This window comes from Corallococcus sicarius (genome assembly GCF_003611735.1).
Lineage (GTDB): Bacteria > Myxococcota > Myxococcia > Myxococcales > Myxococcaceae > Corallococcus > Corallococcus sicarius.
In genome coordinates this window covers 16,542-28,713 of the sequence record NZ_RAWG01000102.1, presented here as the reverse complement: position 1 = coordinate 28,713, position 12,172 = coordinate 16,542, and the positions used below count along the sequence as shown (strand labels likewise).

Genomic DNA, 12,172 nt, shown 5'->3' with positions numbered 1-12,172 from the left:
GTCGCCTTCTACGCGGACGCGCGTCTGAAGGGGGAGGGTGATGGTGGGGTCTTCCGCGAGGGGCCCGTGACGGGGGAGGTGTACACCGACGAGCGGCCCCAACTCCCCAAAGGCACGCTGCTTTACGGCTACCTGTGGACGGGGAACAAGGACCGACTCCTGGGACGCTACACCGAGGCCCGGCTTCCGAATGGTCGGACAGTGCCGGTCTGCATCGAGTTGGGGAATTACGATGACCTCGGAGCGGGCACCGGCGATGAGTCCAAGCCGGGCGAGATCTGGACGCGCCGTAACCTGGGCGGCATCGCGGTCGAGCGTTGGCGTTGAGAGGCCCGTCTGACGTAACGCCCATTTACAATTCAGCCTCCGTCCTTCTCACCCGGAGTGAGAGGGATTCCGGGGGACGTTGAACCCGCCGCATCGTTCACCAGGAGCGATGCGGGCACGACCTTGCAAGTTCCTTCGCGCGAATCCCCTCGCGCGGGCGCAAGGGGTATCCGCATCGCCCATCCGTCCGACCCGCCGCTCTCCCAGCGGCGTCGTGCTCTTCACGCAGGAGGACACCTCCTACGAATTCTTCCGGAACCTGGGAGTGGGGCGACTGGGAGAGCGCGTCCTGCTCGCCTTTGTCCGCACGCCCCAAGGGCTGGGCGAGAACCAACTCTGGGACATCGAAGTGCCGGACGATGAGGACGGGATTGCCGTGCCCCTGCTCGACACGCCCCACCCGGACGACGTGACGACAGTGCCAGGCCCTGGAGTGCGCCCGGCTGGGAGTCGGCCGTCCACGGGCTGAAGCCCTGACTCTCGCCTCCCTCCATGCCCCTGGGGGCGTGCACCTCCCGGGCCCATCCAGCTTGTCGGACTGTGCGGGTATGACGGGTTTCTGCATGCCACACCGGAGTGCAGTCAGGAGGCGCGAGCAATGGGCAACCGCGGGTGGGCGGTGTTGTGGCTGGGGCTCCTTTCCCTGCGAGGAGCGGCCATGGCTTCGCCCGATTCCGAGGCTGCCGCCCCCAAGGAGCCACCCCGCTCCGGGTCCTCACTGGCGCGGCTGGAAGTGGCAACGCTCGCGCTCCTTCCGCGCTCAGGTGGCGGAGAGGCCGAGGGCTCCGTCCCACTGGAACCCAAACGCGTCCTGGATGGCGGTCCCGAGTTCGGCCTCAATCTAGGGGCCGCCGAAGCCCGCTGGCGATTGCTGGGAGGGGAGCTCTACGCGATGGGGACGGGCGGCACGCTGCCCTTCCCAACGCCGGAAGGAACGCTGCGGCCGGGGGCGTTCGCCTCGATGGGCCTGGGGGTGGACGATGCGCACTGACGCCCTCTTGCTGGCCCTGGTGCTGATGACCACGGGATGCGCCTCCGTGTCGCAAGCTCCTGGGCGAGGCCGAAGCTTGAGCCATGCGCCGCGTGAGGCCGCCTCGCCCGTCTGGGTAGAAACCCAGAGCGATGAGCCCCCGCGCGCCTGGGATTCTCGCCCGCGCGCCCTCTCCGGGTCTGAGCAACGGCTCCTGCGCCGCCAGCAGCCGCGTGACGACGTGACAGCCGTGGGTGACGTCAGCAGGGAGCCAGTCGCTGGGGGCGGAGCCCGGAGCGCTGCATCGACGCGGCAGGCGGTCCTCGATGCCACGGACGAAGTGAAGGGCTCCCTGCGCAGCGTCGAGGTCGCTTTCACCCAGTTGGCGACCCGTCCTCCAGACCTTTGGGGCTTCAGCCTCACCGGCGTCTTCACGCGCTACCTCGACCAGGGCTCCAAGCAGGTGACGTGGCTTCAGGGCGCGCTGGGGAGTGCCACCGCGTTGACGAAGGTGGCCTCGGAAGTCGGCGACACGGACATGGAACTGGGCCTGCTGCGCATGACGGGGCCAAAGCTCCAGGCGGCTCAATTCGGAACCCTTCTCTTGGCCACCTGGGTGGACTTCCTGCACCTCGCGGACGCCGTGCTCCGTCACTGCTCCATGTGCAGCGCCGAGAAGCTCTTCGTGGACCTGCATCGCGTGCAGGGGCTGATGGAGCCCACGCTCACGGACCTCGCCTCACTGGACCCGGAGCGGGTGGAGGCGGCGACGACCGCGATGCCCGAGCTGATGGGGAAGCTGACGCGTGAGTTCGACACGCTCCAGAGGGAGACCCGCGAGACCCTGAAGTTGAGCGGGCAGGTCATCGCGGCGATGCAGGCGGTGGAGATGGTCGCGATGATCTCCACGATGAAGAGGGCCCTGCCGCGCGTGCCGCCCTCGGCCCCTGTGACGCTGGGCGTGGGCCTCGTGATGAGTTCGGGCGGAGTCATGGTGGGCTCGCGGCTGGTGGTCTCCGCGGAGTGGGTGGAGAGGATGCGAAGGCTCGTGCAGGCGGGCGTCATCTCCGTGCCTGCTGTCGGCGCGGCCGTCCTCATTCACGGCGGACAGGTCACGATGGCCCAAGCGCACCAGGACCTGCCCAAAGGCGTGCGCGATGCGCTGGGGGACAGCCCCGAGGTGCGCGGCATGCAGGTGACGGGCAGGGCGGGGGCGGGTATGTCGGACGCCCCGAAGCACCATGTGCTGCCGCAAGAGCACCGCGAGTGGTTCGAGCGGCGCGGCTTCAAGGGCGACATGGACATCGACAACTTCTGCGTCCGGATGGAGCAGGCCCACCACGAGGCCATTCATGGTGGGGGGAACTGGAAGCGGGGGCGCACATGGCCCGGTGAGTGGAACCGGATGATCATGGAGGTCTTGCACGACGCGGAGACCAAAGCCGGCCGGATGTTGACGAGGAACGAGATCCTGGACATCGTCGCAGTGACCATGGAGCGCTACTACATCCCGATGATTTTTGTCCTAGGGAGAAGTCGATGACCGCCGGACATCCATGGGACGGCCACTGGAAGGCCCGCTTGTACGAGAGGGTCCGCGAGCGCGGCTATGAGTCCCTGACCGCCTTTGCTGAGGCGCACCCGACCGCCTCGCTGGTGAAGCTTGCTGCGGAGCTAGGAGAGGGCGAGATCGCCGGGGTGCAGGTGTTCAGCGGGCTCGTTGCCGAGGCAGAGCGGAGCAAGCAGCTCACCCGCTTGGTTCGCGGACAGCTCGTGCGTGAACTGGCTGAGTGTCTGCCCAGTGGTTGGCCGAGAGTGCTCGACGATGCCAACCGCTTCAAGGTCGCCAAGGCACTCGGCTTATGGACCGGCTTTACGCCAGAAACGCATAAGGAACGTGTCAGGCGGGTCGGCGACGCTCTTCTTGCCAACCCACCGCCCGCTGGCTGGCGCCCGCTCAGTCCTGACGATGAGCTACTCCAGACGCTCCTCCCCGACGAAGAAGCCTGACCGGCCGCAGTGGCCCGCCAGTTGGCGAGACGGAGCGCCACGTTGCGACGTCGTCACTTCCTCCCACAGAACTTCAACAAGGGTGGTCGCGATTCTGCTTGAGGCTTTGCACCGCCCGGCGCGGGTTCGAATCCCGCCGCCTCCGCTGAGGAGCCCTCGGAAAGCCCCCTGCGGGAGGTGTCGAACGCAGACAACCGGTGCTCCGTTCATCACATTGCGGATAGTCATTGAACCGGGCTCCCGCCCACGCGCCGCTCACGTCCCCTTCGCCACCAGGCCCAGCTCCTTCAACCGCCGTCCCAGGGCCCGCTTCGACACCTCCAGCGCGCGCACCATCGCGTCCAGGTCGCCGCCGCAGGCCTCGAAGCTGCGGGTGATTTCGTCCGCGCCCAGGTCGCCCGCGGTGCGCAGGTTCGGACTCTTGTCGATGAGGTCGTAGACGGACGGCCGCGGAATCCCGAGCGCATCCGCCGCCGCCTTCAGGTCCCACGCGCTCGCCCGCAGCGCGGCCAGTAGCTCCGCCTCCGTCACCTGCGAGGGTTTGCGCCGGGCCACGCCCGGCTCACGCGCGTCTGGCACCGGAGCCTTCACTGCAGCGGCGGCGACAGGCGCCACCGCGTCCGGAGGAGCCCCCAGGGCCTCATCGAGCTGCGAGTCCAATTGCAGCCGCGCCTGCCCCCGGCTGCCAATCACAAGCTGCCGCGCCAGGTTGCGCAGCTGCCGGATGTTGCCCGGCCACGCTGCCCGCACCAGCAGCGACGCCAGTGACACGGGCAGCCAGGGCTCCGCATGCGGGTCCTCCGTGTCCAATCGCCCCGCCTCCCCCAGCGCCGCCAGCTCCTCGCGCGCGAAGTGGAAGAACAGTCGGCCAATGTCCTCGCGCCGCTCGCGCAGGGGCGGCACGCGCAGGTCGTAGCCCGCCAGCCGGTGCAGCAGCGGCGCCTTGAAGCGCCCGTCGCGGATCTGCTCCTCCAGGTGCGCGTCCGTCGCGGCGATGAGGCGCACGTCCACCGTCACCGGGCTGCTCGCGCCCACCGGGTACAGCTCTCCCGTCTCCAGCACGCGCAGGAGCATCACCTGCACCTCGGGCGGGGCCTCGCCCACCTCGTCCAGGAACAGGGTGCCGCCGTGCGCCGCGCGGAAGAAGCCCTCCCGGTCCTTTGTCGCTCCCGAGTACGCACCCTTGTGCGCGCCGAACAGCTCCGACGCCGCCAGCTCCTTCGGAATGGCACCCAGGTTGACGCTGAGGAAGCGTCCCTCCCGCCGTGTGCTGCGCTGGTGGATGGCCTGCGCCACCAGCTCCTTGCCCGTGCCCGTCTCACCCCGGATGAGCACCGACACATCCAGGTCCGCCACGCGCTCGATGTGCCGACGCAGCCGGCGCAGGCCCACGCTCTCGCCCACCATGCCCAGCGTGTCCGCCGCGCCCTCCCCGTCCAGCTCCACCGCGTGCAGCAGCACCACCACGCGGCCCGCCAGCTCCAGCGCCACGCCCTCCGCCAGCGCGGGCGCCCCGAAGTCATGCGCCCCGTGCAGCGGCACCCCGGCCACCGCCACGTGCGTGCCGTCCTCCGGCACCACCAGCCGCACGCCCCCGTCACCCGCCGGCGAGAACTCCAGCGGCTTGCGGCTGATGAACGGATCCGCCAGCGGAAGCCCCAGCGACCCGCCCGGCGCCACGAAGTCCGGCCCATTGCGCGACAGCGCCACCGAACGCCCCGCCGCCACCGCGTCCATCAACAGCCGTGTCCCCACCCGGCGCGGCACCGGATGGGACACCACCGTCAGCGCGGGGACGACGCGCGGGGAGCGACGGGGGCCACCGCGCTCCTGCATCGCGGCCGTGGAGACATCGGCGAGAGGGTCGTGCGGCATGACTCCGCAACCTAGCGCACCCACTGCGGGACGACGCCCCACGACGTCAGCGCCTGGACCTCTTCGGCGCCAGGCTCACCGTGACGACTGGGCCCCCCGGCCCGGAGTGTCTTGACGCGTCGAAAGCCCCTGCCGCACCGCATTTTCGAACAATCCCCGACAACTTCTCAAATTCTGGGAACCCCCGGGTTGAGACAGCCCCGGGCTCACGGGTAGCGTGGAGGGCGCATGCAAAGTCCCGAACGCCTTGTCTTCCAGCAGAGCTTCGAGGGGCTGATCCGCGCCCTGGGTGACCGCCTGGACGAGCCCTGCGCGAAGCAGCTGCGCGACGCGGGCATCGACCCTCGCGGGAAGCTGTCGGTGGCCTACCCCCTGGACGTGTGGGTGGAGGCGCTGAAGCTGGCCGCGTCGGTGCTGGCTCCGTCGGAGACCCTGGAGGACGGCGCGGAGGTGGTGGGGCGCCGGTTCCTGGAGGGCTATGGGGCGACGCTCATCGGCAGCGCGCTGCTCGCGGGCGTGCGGCTGCTGGGGCCTCACCGGATGTTGGATCGGATGACGCGCAACCTGCGCACGGGCACCAACTACCTGGAGGCGCGGCTGGAGCAGACCGGCCCCACGCGCTACGTGCTCACCTGCCGGCCGGTGGTGGTGGCGGGCTTCTACCGGGGCCTGTTCGCCGCAGGCCTGGAGATGGCCGGGGCGAAGCGCCCGTCCGTGGTGCTGATGCGCAGCGCGGGCGACGCGGCCGTGTATGAGCTGTCCTGGTCAGGCGACAAGGCCACCGAAAAGGCCGCTGAGCCGAGGAGCTGAACGGGCCCTATATTCGGCCCATGCTCCGCATCCCGACTCCCGCCGTGGCGGTGCTCGTGCTGGCCCTGACGTCCGGGGCGCTGGCCGCGAGCGGCAGCCCCCAATTGCAGACGTTCTTCCAGGGCGCGCTGGACAGCCCCACCTACCAGCAGCAGGCCTTCCAGCGCGTCGCCAGGGGCTGGAAGCAGCCGGGCCCCAAGGGCACGCCAGCGCTCGGGAAGAAGACCATCGTGCAGGCCATCCTCGACAAGGACGGCAAGCTCGTCTCCACCGCCATCCTCACCGAGTCCGGCGCCAAGGCGTGGGACGCCGCCGCGCTCGCCGCGGTGAAGAAGGCAGCGCCCTTCCCGCCGCTGCCCAAGGGCTACGCGTCCCCCACGCTGGAGGCGCACTTCCACTTCGCGTGGGTCATCCCACCTGGATGACGACCTTGCCGAAGTGCGCGCCGCTCTTGAGGTGCTCGAAGGCGGCGCGGGCTTCCGCGAAGGGGAACACGCGGTCCACCACCGGGCGGACCTCGTGCAGCGCGAACGCGCGGTTGAGGGCCTCGAAGGACTGACGGTGCCCTACGAGCACGCCCTGCACGCGCAGGTTCTGCATCAGGATGGGGATGAGTGACACGTTGCCCGCCCCGCCGCTCAGCACGCCAATGAGAGACACGGTGCCGCCCACACGCACCGCCTTGAGCGAGCGCTCGAAGGTGCCCGCGCCGCCCACCTCCACCACGTGGTCCACGCCCACGCCGCCGGTGAGCGTGCGCGCCGCCTTCTCCCAGTCCGGCGTCGTCGTGTAGTTGATGCCTTCGTGCGCGCCCATCTTCAGGGCCCGCTCCAGCTTGTCGTCGCGGCTGGACGTGATGATGACGTGCGCGCCGAGCATCAGGGCAATCTGCAACGCGAAGATGGACACGCCGCCGGTGCCCTGGAGCAGCACGGTGTCACCGGCCTTGAGCTGTCCTTGCGTCACGAGCGCGCTCCACGCCGTCACCGCCGCGCACGGCAGCGTGGCCGCCTCCACGTCCGAAAGGTACGCGGGCGTGAGCACCACGCCGTCCTCGTGCAGCAGCATCGTGTCCGCGAGCGCGCCGTCCAGCGGACCGCCCAGCGTGCTCGTGGTGACGACGCGGTTCGGCTCTCCTGATTGCCACGCCTGCGCGAACAGCGTCATCACCCGGTCGCCGGGCTTCACGCGGGTGACGCCGGGACCCACCGCGTCCACCACGCCCGCCCCGTCGGAGTTGGGCACGAGCGGCAGCTTCTGGCGCGGGTTGTAGCGGCCCTCCACCATCATCAGGTCGCGCGCGTTGAGGCTCGTGGCCTTCACCCGCACGCGCACCTGGAAGGGTCCAGGCGTGGGGTCCGGCCGCTCCGTGCGCACCAGCTTGTCCAGGCCAAAGGCACCGCGAATCTCGTAGGCGTTCATGGCGGGAAGTCCTAGCGCGGGCCCGCTCGCGGCGCCCGCTCCAGGCCCGATGGAGCGTTGGAAACCCCACCTGGGAGGCTCTTTCCTGCGGGATGTGAACCCGGCATCTTCCCCGGGTTTTCCCTGGTAACTCCAAGAAGAGAGGGTTCAACCGTGACACGATTCTTCCGACGTCCCGCGCTCCTCGCGTGCGCGCTGGCCCTGGGGCTCCAGGCCTGTGGCGGTCCCGAAGCTTCCACCGACGCTCCCCCCAGCGTGGTCTCCACTGCTGCATCCCCTGTCATGGAGTCCCACGCGCGGGCGCTCCTGCAGGACGTGGAGCCGGGCGACATCCTCGCGGCGTTGCAGGCCATCCCGGGCGTCACGGTGGTGCGTGAGAACGCGCCCCCGCGGCCGGGCGTGCGGCACTTCGTGATGACGTACGACCAGCCCGCGGACCACCGGCACCCGGAAGGGACGCGGTTCCAGCAGCGGCTGACGCTGTACTTCCGGAGCGCGGAGCTGCCGATGGTGCTGGGCAGCACGGGCTACGGCATCAGCACGTTTGCCTACCAGCTGGAGCCCACGTCCCTGCTCCAGGGCAACCAGCTGCTGGTGGAGCACCGCTTCTTCGGCCCCTCCACCCCACAGCCCACGGACTGGAAGCTGCTCACCATCGAGCAGGCCGCGGCGGACCACCACCGCATCATCCAGGCGTTCAAGCCGCTCTTCGGCGGACGGTGGATCAGCACCGGCGGCAGCAAGGGCGGCATGACGTCCCTCTACCACCGCGCCTTCTACCCGCACGACGTGGACGGCACGGTGGCCTACGTGACGCCGAACAGCTACGGCACGCAGGACCCGCGCTACGTGCGGTTCCTCAGCAAGCTGGGCACGCCCGAGTGCCGCGAGAAGATCCGCGTCTTCCAGCGCGAGGTGCTGGCACGCCGCGCCGAGGTGGAGCCCCTCTTCGAGTCGCGCACCCAGGCGATGGGGCTGACGTTCAGCCTGCTCGGCGCGGACAAGGCGTTGGAGTTCACCGTCCTCGAGTTCGCCTTCGCGCTCTGGCAGTACGGCAACGCCTCGCTGTGCGACGAGCTTCCCGCGGCGGGCGGCGACGCCGGGGAGCTGGTGGACGTGTTGGATGACGTGGTCGGGCTCTCGTACATGAGCGACTCCGACCTGGACTACTACGCGCCCTACGACTTCCAGGCGGCGACGCAGCTGGGCAGCTACGCGTCCGACGAGCGCCACCTGCACGGCGTGCAGCGCTACCCCGGCCAGTATGACCCCAGGGCGCTCGTGCCCTTCGACATGAAGCCCTACCGCTTCAACCCCTTCGCGATGCCGCTCATCGAAGGCTGGGTGAAGGCGTTCGGGCAGAACATCCTGCTCGTCTACGGAGAGAACGACCCGTGGTCGACGGGCGCGTTCGACGTGCGCTCGCGCAACGACTCGTACCGCTTCACCGTGCCGGGCGGCAACCACGGCGCCCGCATCGCCCTCCTCCCTGAAGCGGAGCAGGCCGTGGCGCTGGAGCGGCTGAGCGCGTGGGCGGGGCTGCCCGCCGCGAGCACCGCCACGCTGGGCCTGCGGGCCGGCGCCGTGAAGTCCGGCGAGGAGCACGTCAGCACGGGCGTCGTGGATCGCCGCCGCGGGCCGCCGCGCGACTGACGTCAGGACCGTTCGGCCGTCACCTCGCGGGCCACGTCCAGGAAGGCGCGGAACGCGGGGGACACCTGCGCGCGGCTGGGGAAGTAGAGGAAGAGTCCGTCCACCTTCGCCGCGTAGGGCTCCAACACGCACCGCAGGGTGCCGCGCTTCAGGTGCGGCACCACTGTCGGTTCAAAGGCATACATCAAGGCGAGTCCGGCCTCCGCCATGGAGATCAGCGTCGCCTCGTGGATGCAGAGCAGCGGGCCCCGGACCGGGATGCGCCAGGTCTTCTTGCCGCGCTCCAGCTCCCACGCGTACCGCGCCCCCGACGAGGGCATCAGGATGTTCAAGCAGTCATGCTCCAGCAGGTCCTCCGGGCGCTGGGGGGTGCCCTTGCGCTTGAGGTACGCGGGCGAGCCCACCACGACGAAGCGGTACTGCTTGGACAGCCGCACCTGCACCATGTCCCGCTCGATGGACTCGTACGGGCGGATGCCCGCGTCCAGCCCCTCCGCCACGATGTCCACGAACCGGTCCTCCACGCGCAGCTCCACCTCCACGCGCGGGTAGCGTTGGGCGAAGCGCACCAGGATGGGCGTGACGACGGTCGTCACCGCGATGGTGGGCACCGACAGCCGCACCCTCCCCGTCACCTCCCCCGCGCTCGCCGTGGCCGTCCGCAGGGCTTCGAGCGCCTGCTCCACCGAGGGCCCGGCCTGCTCCAGCAAGCGCTGGCCCGCGTCCGTCAGTGACACGCTCCGGGTCGTCCGGGTGAGCAGCGGCACGCCCAGCCGCGCCTCCAGCTGGCGCACCGACTGGCTGAGCGCGGACGGAGAGACGCCCAACTCGGTCGCTGCCGCCGCGAAGCTGCGCCGCCGGCCCACGACCAGGAAGGCGTTCAAGGCATTGAGGGGCGTGAAGGCCATTCGGAAGCTTTCCTACAGACCGCGTGCGGATTCCATCCGTTTCGCACGACCGCCTCCGCCCCCATTCTTCCTGGCATCCCGCAGCCCCCAGGAGCCCCCCATGATTCCCGTTCGCGGTTACGCCGCCCATGACGCCCGCTCTCAGCTCGTCCCCTTCCAGTTCGAGCGCCGGGAGCCCGGCCCGCGCGACGTGCAGCTGGAGGTCCTCTACTGCGGCGTCTGCCACACGGACCTGCACGTGGCCCGGAACGACTGGGGCATCTCCCAATACCCCGTGGTGCCGGGACACGAGATCGTCGGCCGCGTGGTCCGCGTGGGCTCCGGTGTGACGAAGTTCAAGGCCGGCGACCTGGGCGGGGTCGGCGTGATGGTGGACTCCTGCCGCTCCTGCGAGAACTGCCGGGACGGGATGGAGCAGTACTGCACCGTCAGCGGCGTGCAGACGTACAACACGCCGGAGAAGGACGGGAAGGGCCACACGCGGGGCGGCTACTCGGAGGCCATCGTGGTGGACGAGGACTTCGTCCTGAAGGTCCCCGCGAACCTGGACCCGGCGGCCGTCGCGCCGCTGCTGTGCGCGGGCATCACCACGTACTCACCGCTGCGCCACTGGAAGGTCGGTCCCGGCCAGCGCGTGGGCGTGGTGGGGCTGGGCGGACTGGGCCACATCGGGGTGAAGCTCGCGCGGGCGCTGGGCGCGCACGTCGTCGTGTTCAGCACCTCCGAGAAGAAGAAGCAGGACGCGCTCCGGCTGGGCGCACACGAGGTGGTGGTGTCGTCGGATCCGGAGGCGATGGCCGCGCAGGCGGGCAGGCTCCACTTCATCATCGACACCGTGTCCGCGAACCATGACGTCAACGCCTACCTGAAGCTCCTGCGCCGGGACGGCCACATGGTGCTGGTGGGCATCCCGGATCAGCCGCTGCAGGTCAACGCCATGCTGCTCATGTCCGGGCGCCTGAGCTTCTCCGGCTCCGGGGCCGGAGGGCTCGCGGAGACGCAGGAGATGCTCGACTTCTGCGGGCAGCACGGCATCGTCTCCGACATCGAGTTGATTGCGCTCCCGGCCATCAACGACGCCTTCGAGCGGCTGCACAAGGGCGACGTGCGCTACCGCTTCGTCATCGACCTGAAGCGCTCGGCGTAGCCACCTGGGGCCGCGCCCGCAGCTTCAGCACCTGGTACGTGGCGCCGCAGAGGAAGAGCACCAGCAGGGCCGCGAGCGAGGTCTGCACCAGCGGGTCCTGCGGGCTGCTTGCGAGGGGTTGCCCCGCGGGCAGGCGGGTCAGCGTCTCGTTGATGCCCGGCACCAGCAGCACCATGAAGCTGGCGGAGTACGTGAGGGTCCTCACGTAGGCTCCGGAAGCGAACGCTCCCACGGCCATCAGCAGCAGCGCGAGCAGCCCCAGCCCGTGACCGGGGTTGAAGCCTCCCGTACTGGAGAGCCCGAACGAGGTCACCACCGAGGTGATCATGCTGACCACGTAGGCCTTTCCTACGCGGTTCGCGGGGTCGATCCTCCCGTCGCGCAGGAAGGCCCAGACGCCGAAGACGATGGGGGGCACGCTCACCAGCGTGTGGATGATGCCAAGCATCGACATGGGGTTCGCCATGGGAGGACTCCGGGAAGCAGGGGGTTTGGGAACTCAGGCCAGCAGGTATTCGCGGATCATCACGCGAGCGCGGTGCAGGCGGCTCTTCACCGCGGGCACGTCCATGCCCAGGCGCTCGCCAATCTCGCGGATGGACAGCTCTTCAAAATCGCGCAGCAGGACGACCTGGAGCGCATGCGGCGGCAGTGACTCCAGCGCCGCCGCCAGGTCGAGCCGCAGCCCGTCCGGGGTGTGCGCGGCCATCCACTGGTCGACGAGCGCCTCTTCGTACGGGTCCTGCTTGAAGGCGACGCGGCCCAGCCGGCGACACTCGCGCTGAACCACCCGGAACATCCACCCGGAGAACGACGCCAGCTGGCGGACGGCGCTCAGGTGGCGGGCCATCAGCAGCAGGGCCTCCTGGACCGCGTCGTCCACGTCGCTGATGAGGCAGCGCTTCTGCGCGTACCGCCGGAGGTCCGGTTGGTACACCCGGAGGATGTGGGCCATCGCGTCGCGGTCCCCCGCATGGGCCGCGAGCAGCATCGCGTCTGGGGAGGTGGACGAAACCATGGCGCTTCCTGGGACCTCGCTCGGCGGAGGGA

General features: G+C 69.8%; 13 protein-coding genes and 1 pseudogene. 9 read left to right on the top strand and 5 right to left on the bottom strand.

Annotation, left to right across the window (positions count from 1 at the left end):
- The 5 genes and pseudogenes from D7X12_RS17760 to D7X12_RS17740 all read left to right on the top strand — a co-directional run.
- A pseudogene (locus tag D7X12_RS17760) lies at positions 1–327 on the top strand (serine/threonine protein kinase); the annotation flags it as partial.
- Between the two features lie 214 nt (positions 328–541).
- Entirely contained in the window at positions 542–796 is a 255-nt protein-coding gene (locus D7X12_RS17755) for a hypothetical protein (protein ID WP_120626458.1), read from the top strand.
- Between the two features lie 189 nt (positions 797–985).
- Positions 986–1,318 (top strand): hypothetical protein, encoded by a 333-nt coding sequence (locus D7X12_RS17750; RefSeq protein WP_147443708.1) that lies wholly within the window; start codon positions 986–988, stop codon positions 1,316–1,318.
- 319 nt (positions 1,319–1,637) lie between these two features.
- On the top strand, positions 1,638–2,840 hold the full coding sequence (locus D7X12_RS17745) for a DUF2380 domain-containing protein (RefSeq protein ID WP_244224612.1): 1,203 nt from the start codon (positions 1,638–1,640) through the stop codon (positions 2,838–2,840).
- On the top strand, positions 2,837–3,307 hold the full coding sequence (locus D7X12_RS17740; protein ID WP_120626455.1) for an NUDIX hydrolase: 471 nt from the start codon (positions 2,837–2,839) through the stop codon (positions 3,305–3,307). Before D7X12_RS17745 ends, D7X12_RS17740 begins: the two co-directional genes overlap by 4 nt.
- A 255-nt stretch (positions 3,308–3,562) precedes the next feature.
- Here the strand turns inward: D7X12_RS17740 and D7X12_RS17735 are convergent, their stop codons facing one another.
- Positions 3,563–5,182 (bottom strand): sigma 54-interacting transcriptional regulator, encoded by a 1,620-nt coding sequence (locus D7X12_RS17735; protein ID WP_120626454.1) that lies wholly within the window; start codon positions 5,180–5,182, stop codon positions 3,563–3,565.
- Between the two features lie 228 nt (positions 5,183–5,410).
- Here D7X12_RS17735 and D7X12_RS17730 point away from each other — a divergent pair, with 228 nt between their 5' ends.
- On the top strand, positions 5,411–5,992 hold the full coding sequence (locus tag D7X12_RS17730) for a DUF2378 family protein (protein WP_120626453.1): 582 nt from the start codon (positions 5,411–5,413) through the stop codon (positions 5,990–5,992).
- 20 nt (positions 5,993–6,012) lie between these two features.
- A complete protein-coding gene (locus D7X12_RS17725) occupies positions 6,013–6,417 on the top strand; it encodes a TonB family protein (protein WP_120626452.1) in 405 nt (134 codons plus the stop codon).
- Here the strand turns inward: D7X12_RS17725 and D7X12_RS17720 are convergent.
- Positions 6,401–7,414 carry a zinc-dependent alcohol dehydrogenase family protein gene (locus D7X12_RS17720; protein ID WP_120626451.1) on the bottom strand — a complete coding sequence of 338 codons (1,014 nt, stop codon included), beginning with the start codon at positions 7,412–7,414 and terminating at the stop codon, positions 6,401–6,403. The two genes, D7X12_RS17725 and D7X12_RS17720, sit on opposite strands and share 17 nt — an antisense overlap.
- 153 nt (positions 7,415–7,567) lie before the next feature.
- On the opposite strand from D7X12_RS17720, the gene D7X12_RS17715 reads away from it, so the two are divergent.
- Entirely contained in the window at positions 7,568–9,067 is a 1,500-nt protein-coding gene (locus tag D7X12_RS17715) for a S28 family serine protease (protein WP_147443707.1), read from the top strand.
- A 2-nt stretch (positions 9,068–9,069) separates the two neighbouring features.
- Here the strand turns inward: D7X12_RS17715 and D7X12_RS17710 are convergent, their stop codons facing one another.
- Complete coding sequence (locus tag D7X12_RS17710) at positions 9,070–9,975, bottom strand: LysR family transcriptional regulator (RefSeq protein ID WP_120626449.1); 906 nt, start codon at positions 9,973–9,975, stop codon at positions 9,070–9,072.
- 100 nt (positions 9,976–10,075) lie between these two features.
- On the opposite strand from D7X12_RS17710, the gene D7X12_RS17705 reads away from it, so the two are divergent.
- Complete coding sequence (locus D7X12_RS17705) at positions 10,076–11,122, top strand: NAD(P)-dependent alcohol dehydrogenase (protein WP_120626448.1); 1,047 nt, start codon at positions 10,076–10,078, stop codon at positions 11,120–11,122.
- Here D7X12_RS17705 and D7X12_RS17700 read toward each other — a convergent pair.
- Both D7X12_RS17700 and D7X12_RS17695 read right to left on the bottom strand, forming a co-directional pair.
- Positions 11,097–11,588: a hypothetical protein gene (locus tag D7X12_RS17700; RefSeq protein ID WP_120626447.1), complete on the bottom strand. Its 492-nt coding sequence runs from the start codon at positions 11,586–11,588 to the stop codon at positions 11,097–11,099. The two genes, D7X12_RS17705 and D7X12_RS17700, sit on opposite strands and share 26 nt — an antisense overlap.
- Before the next feature lie 33 nt (positions 11,589–11,621).
- Complete coding sequence (locus D7X12_RS17695; protein WP_120626446.1) at positions 11,622–12,140, bottom strand: RNA polymerase sigma factor; 519 nt, start codon at positions 12,138–12,140, stop codon at positions 11,622–11,624.
- Positions 12,141–12,172 lie beyond the last annotated feature (32 nt).